The 20,080-nt window shown below is 67.7% G+C and carries 16 protein-coding genes and 2 riboswitches; of the genes, 4 read left to right on the forward strand and 12 right to left on the reverse strand.

What is annotated here, in order from left to right; genetic code table 11:
- Positions 1-46 precede the first annotated feature (46 nt).
- Together AC1D1A_RS17980 and AC1D1A_RS17985 are read right to left on the reverse strand one after the other, a co-directional pair.
- Positions 47-1,960: an ABC transporter ATP-binding protein gene (locus AC1D1A_RS17980; RefSeq protein ID WP_476858031.1), complete on the reverse strand. Its 1,914-nt coding sequence runs from the start codon at positions 1,958-1,960 to the stop codon at positions 47-49.
- The gene (locus AC1D1A_RS17985) at positions 1,957-3,624 is read right to left on the reverse strand and encodes an ABC-F family ATP-binding cassette domain-containing protein (RefSeq protein WP_223914280.1); all 1,668 of its coding nucleotides are present in this window, start codon (positions 3,622-3,624) and stop codon (positions 1,957-1,959) included. Before AC1D1A_RS17985 ends, AC1D1A_RS17980 begins: the two co-directional genes overlap by 4 nt.
- Before the next feature lie 278 nt (positions 3,625-3,902).
- Between AC1D1A_RS17985 and AC1D1A_RS17990 the strand changes: the two genes are divergently transcribed.
- Genes AC1D1A_RS17990 through AC1D1A_RS18000 form a run of 3 tightly spaced genes read left to right on the forward strand, consistent with a single transcriptional unit; the run spans position 3,903 to position 6,164 of the window.
- On the forward strand, positions 3,903-4,649 hold the full coding sequence (locus AC1D1A_RS17990) for a hypothetical protein (RefSeq protein ID WP_230012263.1): 747 nt from the start codon (positions 3,903-3,905) through the stop codon (positions 4,647-4,649).
- Positions 4,646-5,377: a hypothetical protein gene (locus AC1D1A_RS17995; protein WP_476858029.1), complete on the forward strand. Its 732-nt coding sequence runs from the start codon at positions 4,646-4,648 to the stop codon at positions 5,375-5,377. Before AC1D1A_RS17990 ends, AC1D1A_RS17995 begins: the two co-directional genes overlap by 4 nt.
- A gap of 43 nt (positions 5,378-5,420) precedes the next feature.
- Positions 5,421-6,164 carry a hypothetical protein gene (locus AC1D1A_RS18000; RefSeq protein WP_476948353.1) on the forward strand — a complete coding sequence of 248 codons (744 nt, stop codon included), beginning with the start codon at positions 5,421-5,423 and terminating at the stop codon, positions 6,162-6,164.
- A gap of 258 nt (positions 6,165-6,422) precedes the next feature.
- On the opposite strand, the gene AC1D1A_RS18005 is transcribed toward AC1D1A_RS18000, so the two are convergent.
- From AC1D1A_RS18005 to AC1D1A_RS18045, 9 genes are all read right to left on the reverse strand, one after another.
- A complete protein-coding gene (locus AC1D1A_RS18005; protein ID WP_476948354.1) occupies positions 6,423-9,458 on the reverse strand; it encodes an alpha-mannosidase in 3,036 nt (1,011 codons plus the stop codon).
- 90 nt (positions 9,459-9,548) lie between these two features.
- A complete protein-coding gene (gene fdhD, locus AC1D1A_RS18010; RefSeq protein WP_476948355.1) occupies positions 9,549-10,421 on the reverse strand; it encodes a formate dehydrogenase accessory sulfurtransferase FdhD in 873 nt (290 codons plus the stop codon).
- 134 nt (positions 10,422-10,555) lie between these two features.
- Positions 10,556-12,145, reverse strand: coding sequence for a molybdopterin molybdotransferase MoeA (locus AC1D1A_RS18015; RefSeq protein WP_476948356.1), 1,590 nt, complete (start codon positions 12,143-12,145; stop codon positions 10,556-10,558).
- Positions 12,142-12,429 (reverse strand): DUF6457 domain-containing protein, encoded by a 288-nt coding sequence (locus AC1D1A_RS18020; RefSeq protein ID WP_476948357.1) that lies wholly within the window; start codon positions 12,427-12,429, stop codon positions 12,142-12,144. Before AC1D1A_RS18020 ends, AC1D1A_RS18015 begins: the two co-directional genes overlap by 4 nt.
- A 21-nt stretch (positions 12,430-12,450) precedes the next feature.
- Positions 12,451-13,122 (reverse strand): molybdenum cofactor guanylyltransferase, encoded by a 672-nt coding sequence (gene mobA, locus AC1D1A_RS18025; RefSeq protein WP_476851274.1) that lies wholly within the window; start codon positions 13,120-13,122, stop codon positions 12,451-12,453.
- 94 nt (positions 13,123-13,216) lie between these two features.
- Positions 13,217-13,717 carry an HNH endonuclease gene (locus AC1D1A_RS18030; RefSeq protein WP_026266867.1) on the reverse strand — a complete coding sequence of 167 codons (501 nt, stop codon included), beginning with the start codon at positions 13,715-13,717 and terminating at the stop codon, positions 13,217-13,219.
- A 219-nt stretch (positions 13,718-13,936) separates the two neighbouring features.
- A complete protein-coding gene (locus tag AC1D1A_RS18035; RefSeq protein ID WP_230009730.1) occupies positions 13,937-14,695 on the reverse strand; it encodes an NlpC/P60 family protein in 759 nt (252 codons plus the stop codon).
- A 295-nt stretch (positions 14,696-14,990) separates the two neighbouring features.
- Positions 14,991-15,160: riboswitch (cyclic di-AMP (ydaO/yuaA leader) on the reverse strand.
- Positions 15,161-15,296: 136 nt separating this feature from the next.
- Entirely contained in the window at positions 15,297-16,118 is an 822-nt protein-coding gene (locus AC1D1A_RS18040; RefSeq protein ID WP_476851273.1) for a M23 family metallopeptidase, read from the reverse strand.
- A 4-nt stretch (positions 16,119-16,122) separates the two neighbouring features.
- A riboswitch (cyclic di-AMP (ydaO/yuaA leader) is annotated at positions 16,123-16,336 on the reverse strand.
- 150 nt (positions 16,337-16,486) lie between these two features.
- Positions 16,487-17,182, reverse strand: coding sequence for an iron-dependent transcriptional repressor DtxR (locus tag AC1D1A_RS18045; RefSeq protein ID WP_079555358.1), 696 nt, complete (start codon positions 17,180-17,182; stop codon positions 16,487-16,489).
- Positions 17,183-17,537: 355 nt separating this feature from the next.
- Between AC1D1A_RS18045 and serC the strand changes: the two genes are divergently transcribed.
- Entirely contained in the window at positions 17,538-18,668 is a 1,131-nt protein-coding gene (gene serC / locus AC1D1A_RS18050; RefSeq protein WP_476931845.1) for a phosphoserine transaminase, read from the forward strand.
- Positions 18,669-18,729: 61 nt separating this feature from the next.
- Here the strand turns inward: serC and AC1D1A_RS18055 are convergent, their stop codons facing one another.
- Complete coding sequence (locus tag AC1D1A_RS18055) at positions 18,730-20,049, reverse strand: MFS transporter (protein WP_476948358.1); 1,320 nt, start codon at positions 20,047-20,049, stop codon at positions 18,730-18,732.
- Positions 20,050-20,080: the final 31 nt, after the last annotated feature.

Genomic DNA, 20,080 nt, shown 5'->3' on the forward strand with positions numbered 1-20,080 from the left:
GACCTCCACCGGCCAGGACCTCCAACGCCGGCTTCCAAACGGCGGCTCAGTAGCCGGGCACGGATTCCTGTGCCACCGCGCTGGCCTCGGAGAACTGCGTCCGGTACAGCTCCGCATAGCGGCCCTCGGCGGCGAGAAGCTCCCGGTGGGTGCCGCGCTCCACGATCGAGCCGTCCTCCACCACCAGGATCGCGTCCGCCGCACGGATCGTCGAGAGACGGTGCGCGATCACGACGGCGGTACGGCCTTCCAGCGCGGCGCCCAGCGCCTCCTGGACGGCGGCCTCGTTGGTCGAATCCAGCGCGGCGGTGGCTTCGTCGAGGATGACCACCCGCGGCTGGGCGATCAGCAGGCGGGCGATCGTCAGGCGTTGCCGCTCGCCGCCGGAGAGCCGGTAGCCGCGCTCCCCCACCACGGTGTCCAGCCCATCGGGCAGGGACCGGATCATGTCTTCGAGCCGGGCACGGCGCAGCGCATCCCACATCTGCTCTTCGGTGGCCTCCGGCCGGGCCAGGCGCAGGTTGGAGGCGATGCTCTCGTGGAACAGGTGACCGTCCTGCGTCACCATGCCGAGGGTCGCGCGCATCGAGTCGAACGTGAGGTCACGGACGTCCACGCCCGCGCCGGGCGTCGTGCCGCCGAAGCGGATGGCGCCGGAGTCGACGTCGTACAGGCGTGACAGGAGCTGCGCAATGGTGGACTTGCCCGCCCCGGAGGAGCCGACGAGGGCCACCGTCTGGCCCGGCTCCACCCGGAAGCTGATGCCGTGCAGCACTTCCTCGCCGCCGCGGGTGTCCAGGGTCAGCACGTCCTCCAGGGAGGCCAGCGAGACTTTGTCAGCCGAGGGGTAGGCGAAGCGGACGTTGTCGAACTCCACCGAGAGCGGACCGGACGGGGAGGCCACCGCGTCCGGCTTCTGCTGGATGAGCGGCTTGAGGTCCAGGATCTCGAAGACGCGTTCGAAGCTGACCAGGGCGCTCATGATCTCGACCCGCGCGTTTGAAAGTGCCGTGAGCGGCGCGTACAGGCGGGTGAGCAGCAGTGCCAGCACGACGACGTCGCCCGCGTTCAACTGCCCGGCGAGCGCGAGCCAGCCGCCCAGGCCGTAGACCAGTGCCAGTGCCAAGGCCGAGACCAGTGTCAGCGCCGTGACGAAGGTGAACTGCAGCATGGCGGTGCGGACGCCGATGTCCCGGACGCGGCCGGCCCGGAGGGCGAACTCGCGGGATTCCTCGTCGGGGCGGCCGAAGAGCTTGACCAGCGTGGCGCCAGGCGCGGAGAAGCGCTCGGTCATCTGGGTGCCCATGGTGGCGTTGTGTTCGGCGGCTTCGCGCCGCAGATCGGCCAGCTTGGAGCCCATCCGGCGGGCCGGGATCAGGAAGATCGGCAGCAGGATCATGGCGAGCACGGTCACAAGCCACGATTTATTCAGCATCACCGCGAGGGTCAGCGCCAGGGCCACGACGTTGCTGACCACGCCGGAGAGCGTGCCGGCGAAGGCTGACTGCGCGCCAATGACATCGTTGTTCAGCCGGCTGACGAGGGCCCCGGTCCGGGTCCGGGTGAAGAACGCGATCGGCATCTTTTGGACGTGGTCGAAGACCTTCGTGCGCAGGTCCACGATCACGCCTTCGCCGATAGTGGAGGACATCCAGCGCGTCACCAAGCCGATTCCGGCCTCGGCGATCGCGACGACGGCGATCAGGACGGCGAGCCAGATCACGGTTCCGGCATCCGCGTGGGCGATGATCGCGTCGACCACCTGCCCGGCGAGGACCGGGGTGGCGACGGCCAGGAAGGCCATCACGATGGACAGCAGCACGAAGGCGATCAGTTTGCCGCGGTGGGGGCGGGCAAAACTGAAGACGCGCTTCAGGGTCTCCTTCGAGAACGGCTTGGACCCGCTGGAGGCGCGGGTGATGTTGTAGAGGGAGCTCCAGGCGACCCGGTCCATGCTCATTTGGTGTTGCCTTTCGGGGCATCGGCGTGCAGTTCGGTGACGACGCCGTTTTCGACGTTCCAGCGCACGTCCAGGCGGACGTTTTCGAGCAGCCGGCGGTCGTGGGTGACCAGCAGCAGCGCGCCGTCATAGCTGTCGAGGGCTTCCTCGAGCTGTTCGATGGCGGGCAGGTCAAGGTGGTTGGTGGGTTCGTCCAGAACGAGCAGGTTCACGCCGCGGGCCTGCAGCAGCGCCAGGGCTGCCCGGGTCCGTTCCCCCGGGGAGAGGGAGTCCACGGCCCGGTTGGTGTGATCGGCTTTGAGGCCGAATTTGGCCAACAGGGTGCGCACCTCGGCCGGGGTCTGCTCCGTCAGGACGGCCTCAACGGCGTCTGCGAGCAACAGTCCGCCGGCCAAGAGCCCGCGCGCCTGGTCGATCTCGCCGACGGCCACGGAAGCGCCCATGGACGCGTCACCGGAGTCGGGCTGCTGGACGCCGAGCAGGAGCCGGAGCAGGGTGGATTTGCCGGCGCCGTTGGGACCCGTGATCCCGATCCGCTCCCCCGCATTCAGCTGCAGGTTCACCGGGCCGAGAGTGAAGTCGCCCTGCACCGCGACGGCGTCGCGCAAGGTGGCCACGACGGCGCTGGAGCGGGGTGCCGCCCCGATGCTGAACTGCAGCTGCCATTCCTTGCGCGGTTCTTCCACTTCTTCGAGCCGGGCGATGCGGGACTCCATCTGCCGGACCTTCTGGCCCTGCTTCTCGGATGACTCGGTGCTGGCGGCCCGGCGGATCTTGTCGTTGTCCGGGTTCTTCTTCATGGCGTTGCGGACGCCCTGGGAGCTCCATTCGCGCTGGGTGCGGGCCCGGGAGACGAGGTCCGCCTTGGTGTTCGCGTACTCCTCGAAACGTTCCCGGGCGTGCCGGCGGGCAACGGCGCGTTCCTCCAGGTAGGCCTCGTAGCCGCCGTCGTATACCGCCACCGAGTTTTGGGCCAGATCCAGTTCCACGATCGTGGTGACGCAGCGCGCCAGGAACTCGCGGTCATGCGAGACCAGGACGGCGCCGCCGCGCAGGCCCTGCACGAAGGCCTCGAGCTTGGCCAGGCCGTTGAGGTCCAGGTCGTTGGTGGGTTCGTCCAGGAGCACGATGTCGAACCGGCTCAGCAGCAGGGCGGCGAGCGCCACGCGGGCCGCCTGGCCACCGGACAGGCCAGTCATTCCGGCGTCCGGGCCCACGTCGAGGCCAAGGTCCGCCAGGACGGACGGGATGCGGTCCTCCAGGTCAGCGGCGCCGGAGGCCATCCAGCGGTCGAAGGCCAGGGAGTAGGCGTCGTCGGAGCCCGGAGCGCCGGAGCCCAGCGCCTCCGCGGTGGATTCCATCTCCAGGGTCGCCTGGGCACAGCCGGTGCGCCGGGCGATGTAGCCCGCGACCGTTTCGCCGGCAATCCGTTCGTGTTCCTGCGGCAGCCAGCCGACAAAGGCGTCGGCGGGGGCCAGGCTCACGGTGCCTTCCTGCGGACCGTCGACGCCGGCCAGCAGCCGCAGCAGGGTTGATTTGCCGGCACCATTGGCGCCGACGACGCCGACGACGTCGCCGGGGGCTACGGTCAGGGACAGCTTCGAGAAGAGTGTGCGGTGATCGTGTCCACCGGAAAGATCCTTGGCAACAAGGGTTGCAGTCATTACTTCATCCTCTCACTGCGGCCCAAAACGGGCCTCCCGTCGGGGAGAAACTGCGGGTCCGGACGGGACAGAAAACCGGCCGGGCATAGAAGAACCCGCCGGTCCGGACTTGGGGGGTGTACGGACCAGCGGGTTCGACCATTTAGCATAGTTGAATTAGGACCTCACGCAAAATCCCAGCCCGCACCGCCACACCGCCGCCACCCCCCGCCTCAATCGCCGCTGCCCCACCGCATGCCAGTAGCCATACTGCCCGTCGACTCCGCAGGAAGCCCTAGATGCCACTACCCGCAAAGGCGTTCCAACTCTGGCTTCATCGGGTTGCCCCGTCCGCGAGCACAGCCGATCTCTGCCGGATCTCCGGGATCAAGCGCACCACCTTCGCCCAGCAGTTGGTCCGCGGGAAGGTGGCCGAAACCACCCTGGTCAGCATCAGCCGGGCCCTGGATTTGAGTCCGCTGGCGGAACTCGCTTCCTTCGAGCACTATGCGGAGCTGGCCGCCCCGCCGCAGCCGCCGACCCCGGCCGAACTCGTCAGCCAGGTCGCCACTATGGACCTGTTGCGCGCCGTCATTTCGCGTTCTTCCCCGGCCTACGGCGGCTACGGTGACCAGGGCAGCTCAATGACCCCGGCTCTGAGCCCCGCACCGCACGCCACGTCGGTCCGGAACTGGGTGGATGCGATTGACGATGGTGAATTGCGCCACCGGGTTTCGGCCGCCACCGGGGTGGCACCGCAAAATTACTCCGCGCAGCTCACGGCAAACCGGCTGTCCCCCGAGCTTGCGGTCGCGACGGCCCGCGCGGCGGGCGTAGGCTTCACGGGCGGGCTCGTCGCCACGGGCCTGATAACCGAGGCTGAGGCCGGCTGGACGGCCGGGGCGAAGCAAGCCGCGTTGGACGCTCTTTCCGACGGCGACCTTAGTGCCCTGGCCGGGGAACGTCTTCAGGCGCTCGGAAAATCGCTGCGGCGCCATGAGCAGGAGCAGGCACAAACACAAAAGATTTGGGAGAACCTCGGATGATCGCGATCCTGCAGTGGACCACACTGGCGATGTGCTGCGTCGCCACGCTCGTCCGCGTGCCCAGCGTCCTGCGGGGTGAGAACCGGTCCCTGTTCTGGATCCTTGCGCTGATGACCCTGGCGATCCTGCTCAGCATCGATGCCCCGTATCTGGCCGTGGACCAAGCCCTGGGAGGCATGAACGTCGCCAACCTGCTGCTGCGCTTCGTCATTTTCGCCGTCATCTTCTTCCTTGGTCTCCGGATGGCCCGGGGCTTCAGCGCGTGCGACGCCCTGCGGCTCATCACCGGCCCCATCGGCATCGCAGTAGCCGCTGCCGCCTCGGCTGTGGTGGTGGTGGTCTTCCTCATGATGGATACCGCCGGCTCCTCGGCGGGTTTGGTCGCCGTGTTCGCCAAGGACGGCCGCAATGCCGCCCTGGTGGAGTATTACGGGGCCGCCGGGCGCCTGTACCCCGCGTTCATCACCGCGGCCCTGTTTCCGGCGATGCTGCGGACCCTGCGCAGCGGACTTCCGGCCCTTGTCCGGTCCAGCGCCGGGTTGCTGGCCGTAGGCACCGTGGCCATCTGCCTCAGCCTGCTCTCCCCGGTCATCCCTCCGCCCCTCGGGTTCATGCGGTTCGTCATCAACTACTCGGCGGTCCTGTGCCTGGTCCTGGGACTGTGCATGATCTGGCTGGCTAAGACGCTTGCGAAGCGTGCGCCGAAGAAGCATGCTGGCATGATCTGACCACTTTGGGGCTGAGCAGGCAAGCGACGTGGGAGAACCGGGAATGATTGCAACCCTCCAGTGGGGCACGCTGATCATCTGCACCGTGGTGCTCCTCCTCCGCGTTCCGGATGCGATCCAGGGGCGGAACAGGACCGTCTTCTGGATCCTGGTGCTCGCGACCCTGTGCAGCCTGCTCTCGGTGCCCGGCCCCTATGAGGCGATCGATGGGGCGCTGGGGGGATGGAACCTCGCCCACCTGATCTTGCGCTTCCTCGTATTCGCCGCGGTCCTGCTGGTCGGTCTGCGCGTGGCGCGGGGCCTGGCAGACGAGCCCGGCTACCGCCTCATCGCTGGGCCGGCAGGGCGCTGGGCCCTGGCCCTCAGCGCCGTCGTCGTGGCGGTGACCTTCTTCTTCATGGACACCCGCGGGTCCTCGGCCGGCATGCTGGACATCGCGGACAACGGGGGACGCAATGCCGCCCTGGCGCCGTTCTACTTCGCGGCCGGCCGCACCTATCCTGCTTTTGTCTCCCTCGCCCTGCTGCCGGCATTGGTGGCCACCACCAGGAGCCAGCTGCCGCGGCTGGTGCGTGCCGCGGCCCTCCTGACCTGCCTCGGCGCCCTCGCCACCGCCTGCAGCGTACCCGCCTCCTTCGCCCCGAAAGCGTGGACCCTCGCTCAGCAGACGGTCAACTATTTGGCCGTCCTGGGCTATGTCCTGGGCCTGGGACTGTTCTGGGCTTCCGGGCTCGCCGCCAAAGAATCTCATAACGCTCGCGCAACATTTCGCAAGAACCAAAAGTAGGCATTCACAAAATCATTAGACCGTGAGAGAATCATGAATGTGTGAATGCGGCAATCGCTTCGTGTACGGAAGTCAGCCGTGCGAAGCAGAGGCAGCCGTCCAAGCGCCATTGGGGGGATGAGTGGTAGCGGTCCGGTAGGACCGCTCCCACTCAGCCTGTTTAAGGGGTTTTCCGGTTGTTCCCGACAGTATTCGGATTCCCCGACACTGCCGGCCGGATTCCCCTGCGGGAAAGGCGGCGTCAGGCGGCCCTGCCTGTCAGCGCACAAACCTCAGCGTGACCAGCTGGAACGGCCGCAAAGTAAGCTCAGCGGAATCGCGGCCCGCCGTCACTCCCGGGACATCGACGGGCCGTTCCAACAGATCCACGGCGTGCAGCCCGCGGACCGGGAAATTGGCCTTCACCGCGCCGGCGGACCGCTCCCCCAGTGCTTCGTAGAGCCGGACAATCACATCCCCGGAACCGTCTTCAGCGAGTTTGACCGCTTCAATGACAAGGGCCCGGTTGAACACCGTAACCACCGGTTCCACGCCGTGCGCCCCGCGCACCATCCGCGGCGCCAGGTTGGTGCGGTAGCCCTCTTCGACGGCGTCGGCGATCGTGGCGCCCGGGCGGACCGTGACGTGCAGCTCGTGCCTGCCCTGGTCCGCGCCGGGATCCGGAAACTTCGGTGCCCGCAGGAGCGAGAGCCGCACTGTGGTGGTGGTGCCGCCGTCGTCCTCCCGGACATTGCGGGTGACGTCGTGGCCGTAGCTGGAAGCGTTGGAGATCGCCACCCCATAGCCCGGCTCGGCGACGTGGATCCAGCGGTGGGCGCAGATTTCGAATTTCGCGGCCTCCCAGGACGTGTTGACATGGGTCGGGCGGAACACGTGCCCGAACTGCGTCTCCGCCGCCGACCGGTCGGCCCTGACATCCAATGCAAAGCCCAGCTTGAGCAGCTTTTCGCTCTCCTGCCAGTCCACGGCCGTAGTGATCGCGAGCGAGTCTGCACCCGGCGCTAGTGTAATCCGTTGGGTCACCGCGGAGGACCCGGCCATCCGCTCCACCACCACGACGGCGTCCGGGTTTTCGCCCCGGGGGTCGCGCTCCAGTGCCACCGAAAGCGCCTGTTCCAGACGGACGACGTTCCTGCGGTAGAAGGCGTCGATGTCCCACGCGTCCCATTCATTGGGCGTGTCCCGGTGCAGCTCCAGGAGGTTTCCCACCTCGCCGGGAGCAATCGCCTCGCGTCCGGTGGCCCGGTCCGTGAGGGATACCAGCAGTCCGCGGGCATCCACCACGGCACGGATGATGCCATTGTCCAGGATGTAGCCGCCGCCGTCCTCAGTGACCTCTACCGGCTGCCCGGGCCGGACCGGTTCAGCAGCCGCCAGGGCAGGCACGCCCAGGCGCTCGTGCGGGGCGGCGTTGAGCAGGAATTCCCGGCTGCCGGTGCCGAGGGCCGCCGCCGCGGCGTTCGTGATAATCGCTTCCAGTCCCCGTTCGACGGCGGCGTAGTTCCGTTCGGCGTCCTGGTGGACCCATGCGATGGAACTTCCCGGCAGGATGTCGTGAAACTGCTGCAGCAGGACCAGCCGCCAGAGGCGCTTGAGCTCCGCAGCCGGGTAGCGGTGCCCGGTCCGCACAGCCGCGGTGGCACTCCAGAGCTCGGCTTCCCGGAGGAGGTGCTCGCTGCGCCTGTTCCCCAGCTTGGTCCTGGCCTGGCTGGTGTAGGTGCCGCGGTGCAGTTCCAGGTACATCTCCCCCACCCAGACCGGAAGGGGCTCATACTCGGCCTGGGCCTGGCTGAAGAAGCTGGCCGCCGAGCCGACCCGCACCTTCGGGGATCCTTCCAGATCCGCCGTGCGCTGCGCTGCGGCCAGCATCTCGCGTGTTGGGCCCCCGCCGCCGTCGCCGTACCCGAACGGAACCAGCGACGTACCTCCGCGTCCGTGGTCCCGGTAGTTCCGTTCTGCGTGCGCCAGGTCCCGGGCACTGAGGTCGGAGTTGTAGCTGTCCACAGGTGGGAAATGGGTGAACACCCGGGTGCCGTCGATTCCCTCCCAGTTGAAGGTGTGGTGAGGCATCCTGTTGACCTGGTTCCAGGAGATCTTCTGGGTCAGGAACCAGCGGCTGCCTGCGGCCTTGATGATCTGCGGCAGGGCGGCGGAATACCCGAAGGTGTCCGGCAGCCACGCCTCCTGGCAATCAACCCCGAATTCGGCGAGGAAGAAGCTTTTACCCTCGAGGAACTGCCGTGCCATGGCCTCGCCGCCGGGCATGTTGGAGTCGGATTCGACCCACATCCCGCCGACGGGAACGAACTGGCCGGCGCGGACCTTGTCCCGGATGCGCCCGAAGAGCTCCGGATAGTACTCCTTCATCCACGCGAGCTGCTGGGCGGAGGAGCACGAAAAGATGAAATCGGGATTGTCGTCCATCAGGGCCACGACGTTGGAGAACGTCCGGGCGCACTTGCGGATGGTCTCCCGGACCGGCCACAACCAGGCCGAATCGATGTGGGCGTGGCCCGTGGCCACGAGCTGGTGCGCCGAGGCATAGGCCGGCCGGGACAGGGCTCCGGCCAAGGCGGCCCGTCCGGCCTCCGCGGTCCCGGCAACGTCGTCGGGGTCCATGATGTCCAGCATGCGCTCGAGCGACCGCAGGATGTCGTGGCGGCGGGGCAGGTCCATGGGCAGTTCGTGCATCAGCCCGCTGAGCGTGAGGATGTCCTGCTGCAGTTCCCAGACGGTCTGGTTGCGTTCGGCGATGGCGATCCTGCCGAGGCGGTACTTCGGCTCGCTGCCCGACGTCGCCTTGTCGCCGTAGGGGGTGGCGGCGAAAGTCCAGTTCTGGGACAAGTCGGGGTTGGCCGCGGCTTCGACGTAGAAGTCAACGGCCATGCCACTGCCCAGGAGCTTGAGCGGGATGTACTGGTTCCGCGGCGAGATCGCCTTGATGATGGTCCCGTCGGACCGCCAGGCAATGCCTTCGCACTGGAATCCCGGGAGGTCGCCGCTGAAGCCGAGGTCCACGAGGACTTCCACGGAGGTTCCGGCCGCGGTTCCCCAGGCGTCCGGCACCTCACCCCGGAGCCGGAGCCACTTGGTGCTCCAGGGCCGGCCCCAGGCCGCGCCGTGTTCCTGGGGCGTGAACTCCTGCCGCAGGGCCTCGAGCACCGGCACGGGTTCGTCCGGCGCGTCCCAGTTGCTTAGCGTCAGCGGCACGCTGCGCGGGTAGACGGCCGGGCCGATCCGGTCACGCAGAAAGCGGTCCAGCCGGACTTCCGTAAGACGGCGGTCGTCGTGCAATGTGATCCTCTTCAGCGCTGGGGGGTCCGATCGACTCCAATCGATGGATAAAACTTACGCCGCGGAGAACCCGTTGGCCAACTGTTGCCCCTAGCCGGCCGCGGGCGCCGGAACGGCTACGCGTTGCTGGCCCGCGTACACGTTCAGGCTGGTCCCGCGGCTGAACCCGGCCAGTGTCATCCCGCTGGCCTCGGCGAGCTCGACGGCCAGGCTGGAGGGGGCACTGACAGCGGCGAGGACCGGGATGCCGGCGAGGGCAGCCTTTTGGACGAGCTCGAACGATGCACGGCCGGACACCTGCAACACGGTGCCCCGGAGCGGGAGCAGGCCTTCGCGGAGCGCCCAGCCCACCACCTTGTCCACCGCGTTGTGCCGGCCCACGTCTTCGCGCAGGCACAGCAACTCGGCCGAGCCGTCGTCGGAGATCCTGAAGAGCCCGGCGGCGTGCACGCCGCCGGTGACTTCGAAGACCTCCTGGGCGGACCGGAGGGCGTCCGGGAGGGCCGCGAGCGTTTCGACGGGGACGGTCAGCGGATCGTGTGCCGGGCTGTAGTGCGAGGACTTCCGTACGGCAGCGATCGAGTCAGTGCCGCAGATGCCGCAGGAACTGGAGGTGAAGACGTTGCGTCCGGTATCGGGTCGTACGACGTCGGGCCTGAGCTGCGCCTCCACCACGTTGAACGTCTGCATGCCGTCGGCGTCTTCGCCGGCGCAGAACCTGAGCGAGACCAGCTGTTCGGGAGCCCAGATGATCCCCTCCGAGACGAGGAAGCCTGCGACGAGGTCGAAGTCATTGCCCGGCGTTCGCATGGTGACGGAGAATGACATGTTGCCGAGCCGGATTTCCAGCGGTTCCTCGACGGCAAGGACGTCCTCCCGGTGCCGGACCGGGAATTCGAGGGCCTGCGGGGACCCGTCCAGGACGATCTTGTGCACCTTGCGGCGCTGTGTCACACGGCCCATCCGGTGCTCCTAAGCAACATAGTGTGCCGCTGTTTGAAGCTAGCGGCTGTTTGAATCTTTGGCTGGTTCCATCATTGTAAGTGCCTGATCCTGGCGGCGTGCCTTGTCTCCGCGCCGGCGCAGCGGGCCAGGACTCAGCCCAAAAGGGCACTCCAGTCCACCGGCCCGTCACTGGCCGAGGTTTTCCTGGCGGTCCGCTTCGCCGCCGGCTTCTGTTCGGCGGCCGCTGCCGACGCGTCAGGCAACGGCGCACCCCACGGGAGGGCGAAGGCGGGGACCAGTTCCCCCAGCTGCACGCCATGGGGCGGGACCACCAGCACACCGTCGGCGGCGGCCAGCCCCCGCATCATTCCCGGGCCGGTGTGCTGCGCCGGCGATGCCATGCCATAGAGCAGCCGGAAGGGCATGAGCCGGGTCCGGCCCGGGTCGGCGTCAATTGTCGAGCCACAGGGCACCTCGCTGAGCGGGGGGATCGCGCCGTGCCCGAGTGCCGCCAGGAGTGGGGCACCGATCGTGGACAGCGCCATCATGGCCGCGAGCGGGTTTCCTGGCAGGCCGAGGATGTAGCGGCCGTCCGGCAGCTCGGCCAGCACGGCGGGGTGGCCCGGGCGCATGGCGATTCCGTCGATCAGCAGGCGGCCACCGAGCTCGGCGACCGAGCGCCTGAGGTGGTCTGTCCCGGAGCGCCCCGTGCCGCCGGTGGTGACCACGACGTCGGCAGGCAGGTTTTCACCGGCAGGATCGGTGTCCTCGAGGGCGGCGAGCCACTCGGCGTAGGTGTCGCCGACTTTCACTTCTTCGGTACAGATCCCGCCGAGCATTCCTACCACGGCGGCCAGTTGGGGTCCGAAGGTGTCGCGGACCTGCCCGGGTGCCGGTATCCCGCTCGTCACGACCTCGGAGCCAGTAAAAACGAGGCGGACCACGGCCTTGCCGAGCACGGGAAGGGTGTCACTTCCGGCCAGCGCGGCGAGGGCCAGATGGGCCGGGTTCAGGACCGTGCCGCGCTGGATCAGTACGTCCCCGGCGGCGGCTTCCTCCCCGGCCTTCCTGATGTGGTCGCCGTTGCGCGGGTCTCCCGGCTTCGCGGTGCCGCCCAGCTTCAGGACGGGCAGGCCGTCCTCGTCGACGTCGATGATGCCGCTTTCGCTGCGCAACACGGCCTTGGCCCCGGGCGGGATGAGGCCGCCGGTGGCAATCGGGCTGGCCTGATGTGGTGCCAGACGCTGGCCGGGTTCGGCCAGGATCCAGGGGCCGCTGCCGTTGACGGCCCAGCCGTCCATGGCAGAGGAAGCGTAATGGGGCATGTCCTGCCGGGCAACGACGTCCGCCGCGAGCGTCCGGCCGAGCGCCTGCCGCAGCGGAACAGGGGCGGCCGGGATGGGAACGGCGCACTCGAACGCGAGTTGCCGGGCCTCCTGCCACGTGTGGGCCAGGTGCCTGTGCGGCTCCGCGGCAGTGTCCTCGTCCGCGGCGTCCTGGTCCGCGGCGCCCTGGTCCCCTGCCTCCTCGTCCGCTGCATCCTGGTCCGCAGTGTCTTCGCCCGCTGCATCCTGGTGCGCCGCGATGTGAGGGCCACCAGAGCCGTCTACGGGAGCCTCTCCACCGCCAGTTCCGACGCCATTTCCGCCGGTATCGTTGACGCCATCTTCACCGCCATCTCTGACGCCATCTCCACCTGCGGCGGTGGTGGGGCCGTTGCCGTCCGGGGCCGCAGCCGTCATGCCCCGGAAGTTTCGGCGGCTGCGTAGTCCTTGGCGAGCCGGCGGGCCACGGCCATCGCGGACTCCATGGACACGGAGTCCGCGGCCTGCCCGGAGCCTGAGGCCAGGCCGGCCGCAAAGCCGGCAATGAATGTGGTCAGCGGTGCCGCCGGGCGCACCACGGAATGGGCGGCCACGCCGGCCAGGGCGAGGACCTCATTCACGTCAATCTCAACGTCGTCCAGCTCCAGGGCCTGGAGCAGGGCACGGCACCAGTCTTCCAGTGTTTCGTCCTGGCTTTTCACCGTTTGCCTCCATGGTCGAGTTCAGCTGTGCAGAGCCGGGCCGGAGCCCGGACCGCCGTCGGGAATCCTGCCGGATACCCCCAGTGCGGACGCGTCATCCCAGGTGTCGACGTCATCCGTGGAACCCGGGGGAACGCGAACTTCCCGCACGTCCAGCCTAGCAAGAAGGGCGAACACCGACGCGTTTTCCAACCGGTCCCGGGACGCGGCGTCCGCGACAGAACGATGTAGCACGGCCGTGCCATAAAAGCCCGCGAGCGGCTGTTTCCGGCCGTCGGCCGAGACGGCCATGACGCCGTCGGCCGCGTCCCTTTCCGGCGTGCCTGCACCGGACGCGGCCAGCGCCTCGGCCAGGGCATGGACCGCGCCTTCCGACCGGGGCATGTCACACGCCAGGACGAGGGTATAGGGCGCGGCTACTGCGTGCCGGCTCGCGTGATCGGCGGCCAGGGCGGCCAGCCCCGCCGCGATGGCTGCGGCCGGACCCGCGAAGGGCGGCTCTTCCCGGCAGGTCAGGACGCCGCCGGGCAGGCCCCCGGGGTCGGGGCCCACGACGACGGTGCGCCCCGCCGCGCCGGCGGCCCGCAGTGACCGCTCCAGGAGGGTGGCGCCGTCGTAGACCAGCCCGGATTTGGGCACGCCGCCGAGGCGTGAGGACCGCCCCCCGGCGAGAATGATGGCATCGAACTCCATCGTTTCAGCCTAGCGCGGCGCCAGCGGCCACCGAACAAGCCGTCACGTGCGCCGGCAGCGTCTTCACCGGCTGATCAATCAGCAAGGGGGCAGATCAGGCAGCCGATTCAGGCAGCAGGAACGGATCCCAGGCCGGCGTCGGCTTCTCGAGTTCCTTGATCTGCCAGATGGCACCCTTTGGCGGGCCCGGAACAAAACCGATCTTCCAGCCCATCTCCGCCGGCGTATGGTCGCTCTTGGCGTTGTTGCACCGCAGGCACGCCGCCACCAGATTCTCCCAGGAGTCGGCCCCGCCCCGCGATTTGGGCTGGATGTGGTCGATGGTGTGGGCAGCCTTGCCGCAGTACGCGCAGCGGTGGGCATCCCGGCGCAGCACGCCGCGGCGGCTCACCGCAGTCATCGTGTTGTACCTGGGCCGGATGTAGCGGTTCAGCAGGATCACGGACGGGCGGCCCAAAATGTCCTGGGGGCCGACCACGGGGTCGTCCCCTTCGGCCACCACGCTGGCCTTTCCGGTCAGGACAAGGACGAGCGCCCGGCGGAAGGTGATGACCGCCAGCGGTTCATATCCAGCATTCAGAACGAGAGTGCGCATCCGCATACCTCTTCACGGCCGCACCCGCCAGCGGCACGAGGGCCGGCTGCCCTCTGCATGGTCGGGCTATGGATCGACAACACAAGAGTAAACACTCAAGTGCCGGATCACCGAATATTTTTTCACCGGTGCGGTCCCGGGCGCGGAAAGTTCACTGCACGGCAACGCAAAAGACCCCCGCCTGCAGGCGGGGGTCTTTCGGAATGCTGGGGTTCGTGCTTAGGCGCCGACGCGGATGAAGACCGGGCCGGAGCCGACGTTGACGCTGTACAGCGCGGTGGTGCCGCCGTTCCAGCCGCCGTGCACTGCCATGCCGTTGCCGACGTAGACCGCGATGTGAGCCATGCCCACGCCGCCGTTCTGGTAGTAAGCGAGGTCGCCCGGGCGTGCCTCGGCGGCGCTCACGGTGCGGCCCAGGGACAGGTAACCTGCCGGCCAGCCGTGGTAGTGGATGCCTGCCGCGGCCAGGGCGTTGGTGGCGAGGGCGGTGCAGTCCTGCGCCACGCCGATCTGTGCGTAGGCAGCGGCGGCGATGGTCGCGCCTGCGCCGCTTCCGATGCCAGCGGGGGCCTGGGCAGCGACGCCGCCGCTGACGCCAAGCTCGGTGCCGCCGGCGCGGGTGGCCGTGGCGTCCTGGACCTTGACAACGGGCTTGGGAGCCTCGACAACGGGAGCCGGCGTGGTGGTCACGGCGGGCTTCTCGTAGGAGATCGCGATGGTGGAAGCGGCCGAGATGGTGGCCGGAGCTGCGGACTGGACTTCCAGGGCCGAAGCGGAGGTGGATTCGCGCTGAACATTGGTTTCAGCAGCGTTGGCTGCGATTCCGCTGGTCAGGACCAGACCGGAAGCTGCGGCGATGACCGCAGCCTGACGGCCCACGCCGCCGGCGTTGTCGCCGACAGCCTTAGCAATAACAGCCAGCGAGTTGGTCTTGGTGACCTCGGCGCGGTGCCGTGCAACGTTTGCACGAGTAGTCATTAAGTTCTCTCTTTCGTGATCCTTGGACCGCGCGCTTTCGGGCGCGGACTGAGGACGCTCCGGCATCTTGGGGGTACGCCGGATCGCCCCGAAATGGGTTACTTAGCGAAGGGTGTACTGCGAAGACGCGCCAAAAGCGGAAACTGCATGCTGTCCGGGCTCGCTAGAGATTGAGCCTGCGGAACGTGATCCAATCCGGGCGCCGGCAAGGGCGGCACGTGATGTGGATTCCAGCGGGCTCGACAGAGCCTCGCCGGTGCGCATGCGCGCAGAATTGTGGCGTGAAGACACGAAAGTAGCCTCTCCCAATGCCTACGAGGTGAGCTGTCGGATTCGGATGGGAGTCACCCGGCCGCGCTGCTTCCTGGGAAGCTTTGCGACTTAACCCCAAGGCCTTCTTTCGAAGGCCAAAATTGGTTCCCCCGCCCCTGCCAGACGATGTAATGCGAACGGACCTTGAGCGGTGGCAGAGCTAGGCAATCCACTCAAGAGCGCCAACTTCGGAAAAGTTGGCGTGCTTCAAACCCTACAGCAGTCCGGATCCAATGTCACATTCAGATCACGGCGTGTCACAGGAAGTTGAGAGCAGCCCATCGTCTTTTTAGAGCCAGCCGAGCGGGTCAACGACATCGCCGTTGACCATCACTTCAAAGTGGAGGTGGCAGCCCGTGGAGGCGCCGGTGGTTCCGCTCATGGCGACGACGTCACCGCGGGAAACCTTCTGGCCGACCTTGACCGAGGCCGAGGACAGGTGGTTGTACGTGGTCTCCAGGCCGTTGCCGTGATCGATGACCACGCGGTTCCCCCCGCCGAAGGGATGCCAGCCGTTGAAGGTCACGGTGCCGCTGGCGGCCGCGTGGACCGCCGTGCCGCACTGGGCGGCGAAATCCTGGCCGCGGTGGAACTCCCCCGCGCCCCCGGTAATGGGGCTGACACGGTAGCCGAAGGGCGAGGCCGTGACCAGCTGGTCGAGCGGCGCACCCAGGGTGCCGGCCGATGCCGCGCGGGTGATGGTGCCCACAGACTGGGCGCTCAGCAGCTGCTTGAGTTTCCCGTCCGGATCGCCCTTCGTGGTGACGGCCGTGCGGTTGAAGTCGACTTTGGCGGCGGCGGCAGCGGTGACATCCGGCTGCACGGCAGCGGAGAGCGCGCCGGACCCGCCCGGATTCGAAGCCATCACCGGGCTCGTGACGGGGACCGTCACGGTCAGAACCAGACCAGTTGCGGCCAGGGCGATCCCGGCCTTCTGCCCGACCCCGCTGGCCGCGGCAAAGTCCGTGACCTGGCGGAACGGACTGCGACGGCGACGGCGTTCATCCCGGTGCACGTCCCGCGGGCGTTCGGCCGTGTGTGCGACGACGGGACGCGGCTCCGGTGCGGGACCGGTCGCGCGGCGACGGCCCCTGGAGGTCTGGGTGGTCAAGAACGGTTCCTCTCTGGATGGCCTGCGAAGTTAGCTGTCGGATTCGGGTCAGAGAGATCAAAGACCCGGTCCGCCGTTGCAAGCAGCCACGCACAGATGCATCCCAGGGGATCCTTCGGTGGAAGCTGCTTGCCGCTGACGGACTTCACCCCAAGGCTGCCGAAGTAGCAGCCGAAAGTGGTTCCCCCGCCCCTGCCAGGAGGTAGTTCTGCGACTGATCCGCTGGCAGGGCTCGGCTTCGGATCAGGTAACGCTTTGGTATCGGTACTGGGCACTAACTATAGGCGATTAAGCCGCCCGGTAATAAATCCGTAACCGCAATTGTGGACAACTCATGGGTCGTCCCATGACCGGCGCGTAGTGGCTGGTCAGGCGACTGTTACAAAGACGTGCGCGGCAACCTCGGGCGGCAGTTCCAGGGCACCTTCGATATCGGGGACGCGGACCGAGATGTACTCCCCCACCCGCTCCAGCGAGACAAGCGCGCCAGGCCTGATTCCGCCCTCGTCGAGCTGGGCCAGAAGCTCCGGCTCCACCTGGATCGGCTCCGCGAGTCGGTTGACCGTAACCCGGGAAGTTACCCCGTAGCCGGCCATGGCCTCCAGCAGGTTCACAGGCCTGTCCACGGGGGCGCCATTGGGAACGCCGCCAAGATCCGCAAGCCCCGGAATAGGGTTTCCGTAGGGCGAGACTGTCGGGTGGTTGAGCATCTCGAAGATTCTTCGCTCGACGCGTTCGCTCATGACATGTTCCCAGCGGCACGCTTCCTCGTGGACGTAGGCCCAGTCGAGCCCGATCACGTCCGCGAGGAGGCGTTCGGCCAGACGGTGCTTGCGCATGACACCGATTGCACGTTTCCGTCCGGTTTCCGTCAATTCAAGGTGCCGGTCGCCGGAAACAACCACCAGCCCGTCGCGCTCCATCCGGCCGATCGTCTGGGACACAGTGGGGCCGGAGTGGCGGAGCCGTTCGGCGATGCGGGCGCGGAGGGCAACGATGTTTTCTTCTTCAAGTTCCAGAATGGTCCGAAGATACATCTCCGTGGTATCGATCAGATCCGTCATTCAGCTCAGCTCCTCGAGCGCAGTCCTAGCGTCATTCCCACCGTACCGCGTGCGGGCTGCATGCAGGATGCGCCCAGGCGGGAACCGCCGTACGTTCGCATGCCAGCCTAGCCTATTTTGAATTACTCCGGATAATCTTTCGATCGACCTGGAGCTATTATCCCAGCCCCAGCCGGCCGTCCCCGGCGTCTCAATGACCGGACTATGACAGGCCTTTTTCCGTATCGCCGGGAGCTGTCAGGCAAAATAAAACAGGCAGAATGAAACAGGCAGAATGAAAAGGGGGGTCCGTGGTAGCCATCCCTGCCCGCCACCTCCCAGCCACGCTACGAACCAGCCGAAAATTGGAGCCACTGTGAGCGACACCAGCATCACGATCCCCGCCAACCTCCTGCCCAAGGACGGACGGTTCGGCGCCGGCCCGTCCAAAGTCCGGCCGGAACAGATGGACGCCCTGGCCGCGGCATCGTCGAAGCTGCTGGGGACCTCGCACCGCCAGGCACCCGTGAAGAACCTGGTCGGCTCGGTGCGCAGCGGCCTCAGCGAATTCTTCCGGGCACCGGAAGGCTATGAAGTCGTGCTGGGCGTCGGCGGATCTACCGCGTTCTGGGACATTGCCAGCTTCGGGCTCGTGGAGAACAAAGCGCAGCACCTGTCCTTCGGCGAGTTCGGCTCGAAGTTCGCCTCCGCCACCAACAAGGCGCCGTTCCTTGCCGAGTCCTCCATCATCAAGGCCGAACCCGGCACCCGCCCCACCGCCCGGGCGGAGGCCGGCGTCGACGTCTATGCGTGGCCGCAGAACGAGACCTCAACCGGCGTAGCCGCCCCCGTCCAGCGGGTGGCCGGCGCCGACGAGGGGTCGCTGGTGCTCGTGGACGCGACCTCGGCCGCGGGCGGGCTGGACGTGGACGTGGCAGAGTCGGACGTGTACTACTTCGCGCCGCAGAAGAACTTCGCGTCCGACGGCGGCCTGTGGCTGGGCCTGTTCTCCCCGGCCGCGCTGGAACGGGCGGCACGGATCAAGGCCGGCGACCGCTGGATTCCCGACTTCCTTGACCTCCAGACGGCGATCGACAATTCCCGGCTGAACCAGACCTACAACACCCCCGCACTGGCCACCCTGGTGACCCTGGACGCCCAGGTGCAGTGGCTCAACGCCAACGGCGGCCTGGACTTCGCCGCCGGCCGGACCGCGGATTCTGCCGGCCGCATCTACCGCTGGGCCGAAGCGTCCGAATACGCCACGCCGTTCGTGGCCAAGGCCGAGGACCGCTCGAACGTGATCGCCACGATCGACTTCGATGATTCGATCGACGCCGCGGCCATCGCCAAGGTGCTCCGCGCCAACGGCGTCGTCGACACCGAGCCGTACCGCAAGCTGGGCCGCAACCAGCTGCGCATCGCCACCTTCGTGGCGATCGAGCCCGACGATGTCTCGGCACTGCTCGAGTGCATCGATTTCGTCGTGGCGGAACTGAAGAAGTAGCCCCGCGTCCGGCGTCGTCACGGCCCCTGAGAACCTAAGCCGTGACGGCGCCGTCGTCGTTTCAGGTCCGTCCGCCCTGCTGTGCCTCCGGCAGCGCGTCCCTGCCGGCACCGGCCGCCCCGGTCCGGCTTTCGACGCGGAAGTACCGCAGCCCGTGGGCGCGGCGGTTGAAGTGGAGCCGCAGGTGCTTCGCGCGGATGATCCACACCAGCCCGATCAGGGCCGCCAGCAGGCCGGCGCCCGCCGCGACCGCCATGGACCAGCGGGGGCCGGCGGTGTTTGCCACCCAGCCGACGAGCGGCGCACCAAGGGGGGTTCCGCCCATGAAGATCGCCATGTAGAGGGCCATCACCCGGCCCCGCATTACGGGCTCTGTCGTGGTCTGGACGTACCCGTTGGCGCTCGTCATCATGGTGATCGCGAACAGCCCCACGGGCACAAGTGCGACGCCGTACCAGAAGTAGTTCGGGGCCATCGCTGCGATGCCCGAGGTCACGCCGAAGGCGGCGGCCGCCCCGAAGATGACCCGCAGCCGTGGCTTGCCGCGCCCGGCGGACAGCAGGGCCCCGGCGACGGATCCGATGGCCATGATCGAATTCATCAGGCCGAAGGCCCCCGCGTCCAGGCCGAATTCGGTCCCCACCATGGCCGCGATGAACAGGGCGAAATTCAGCCCCAGGGTTCCCACGATGAAGATCGCCACCAGCACCACGACCAAATCCGGACGGTACCTCACATAGCGCAGCCCCTCCCGGATCCTGCCCTTGCCCGCCGGTGCCCGCGGCAGCCGGCGCAGCGACGACGACGGGATTTTCGCCAGGCTCAGCAACAGGGGCACAAAGGTGAGCGTATTAATGAGGAAGACCCAGCCGGGCCCGACGACGGCAGTGAGCACGCCGGCGACGGCCGGACCGATCATCCGGGCAACATTGAAAGACGCGCTGTTAAGGGCCACGGCGTTGGGCAGGTAGTCGTCCTGGACCAGTTCCGAGACGAAGGTCTGCCGGACGGGGGCGTCCAGGGCGGAGACCACCCCGAGCATCAGGGCGAAGGCGTAGACGTGCCAGAGCTGCGCCGCGCCCGTGACCACCAGGATGCCCAGCCCCGCGCTCAGCAGCGCCATGGCGGACTGCGTCAGCACCAGGAGCCGCTTGCGGTTGAACCGGTCGGCGACCAGTCCGGCCACGGGTGCCAGGAAGAGTTGCGGGCCCAGCTGCAGGGCCATTGTGATTCCCACCGCCCCGGCATCGTGCGCCGTCAGGTGGGCGAACACCAGCCAGTCCTGGGCGGTGCGCTGCATCCAGGTGCCAACGTTGGAAATGAGGGCGCCGACGAACCAGACCCGGTAGTTCAGGATGTGCAGGGATTTGAACGTGGACATCAGCCCCAGCCCTCCCCAGACACGCTCCCGG

It is taken from the genome of Arthrobacter sp. P1_B9 (assembly GCF_056406495.1).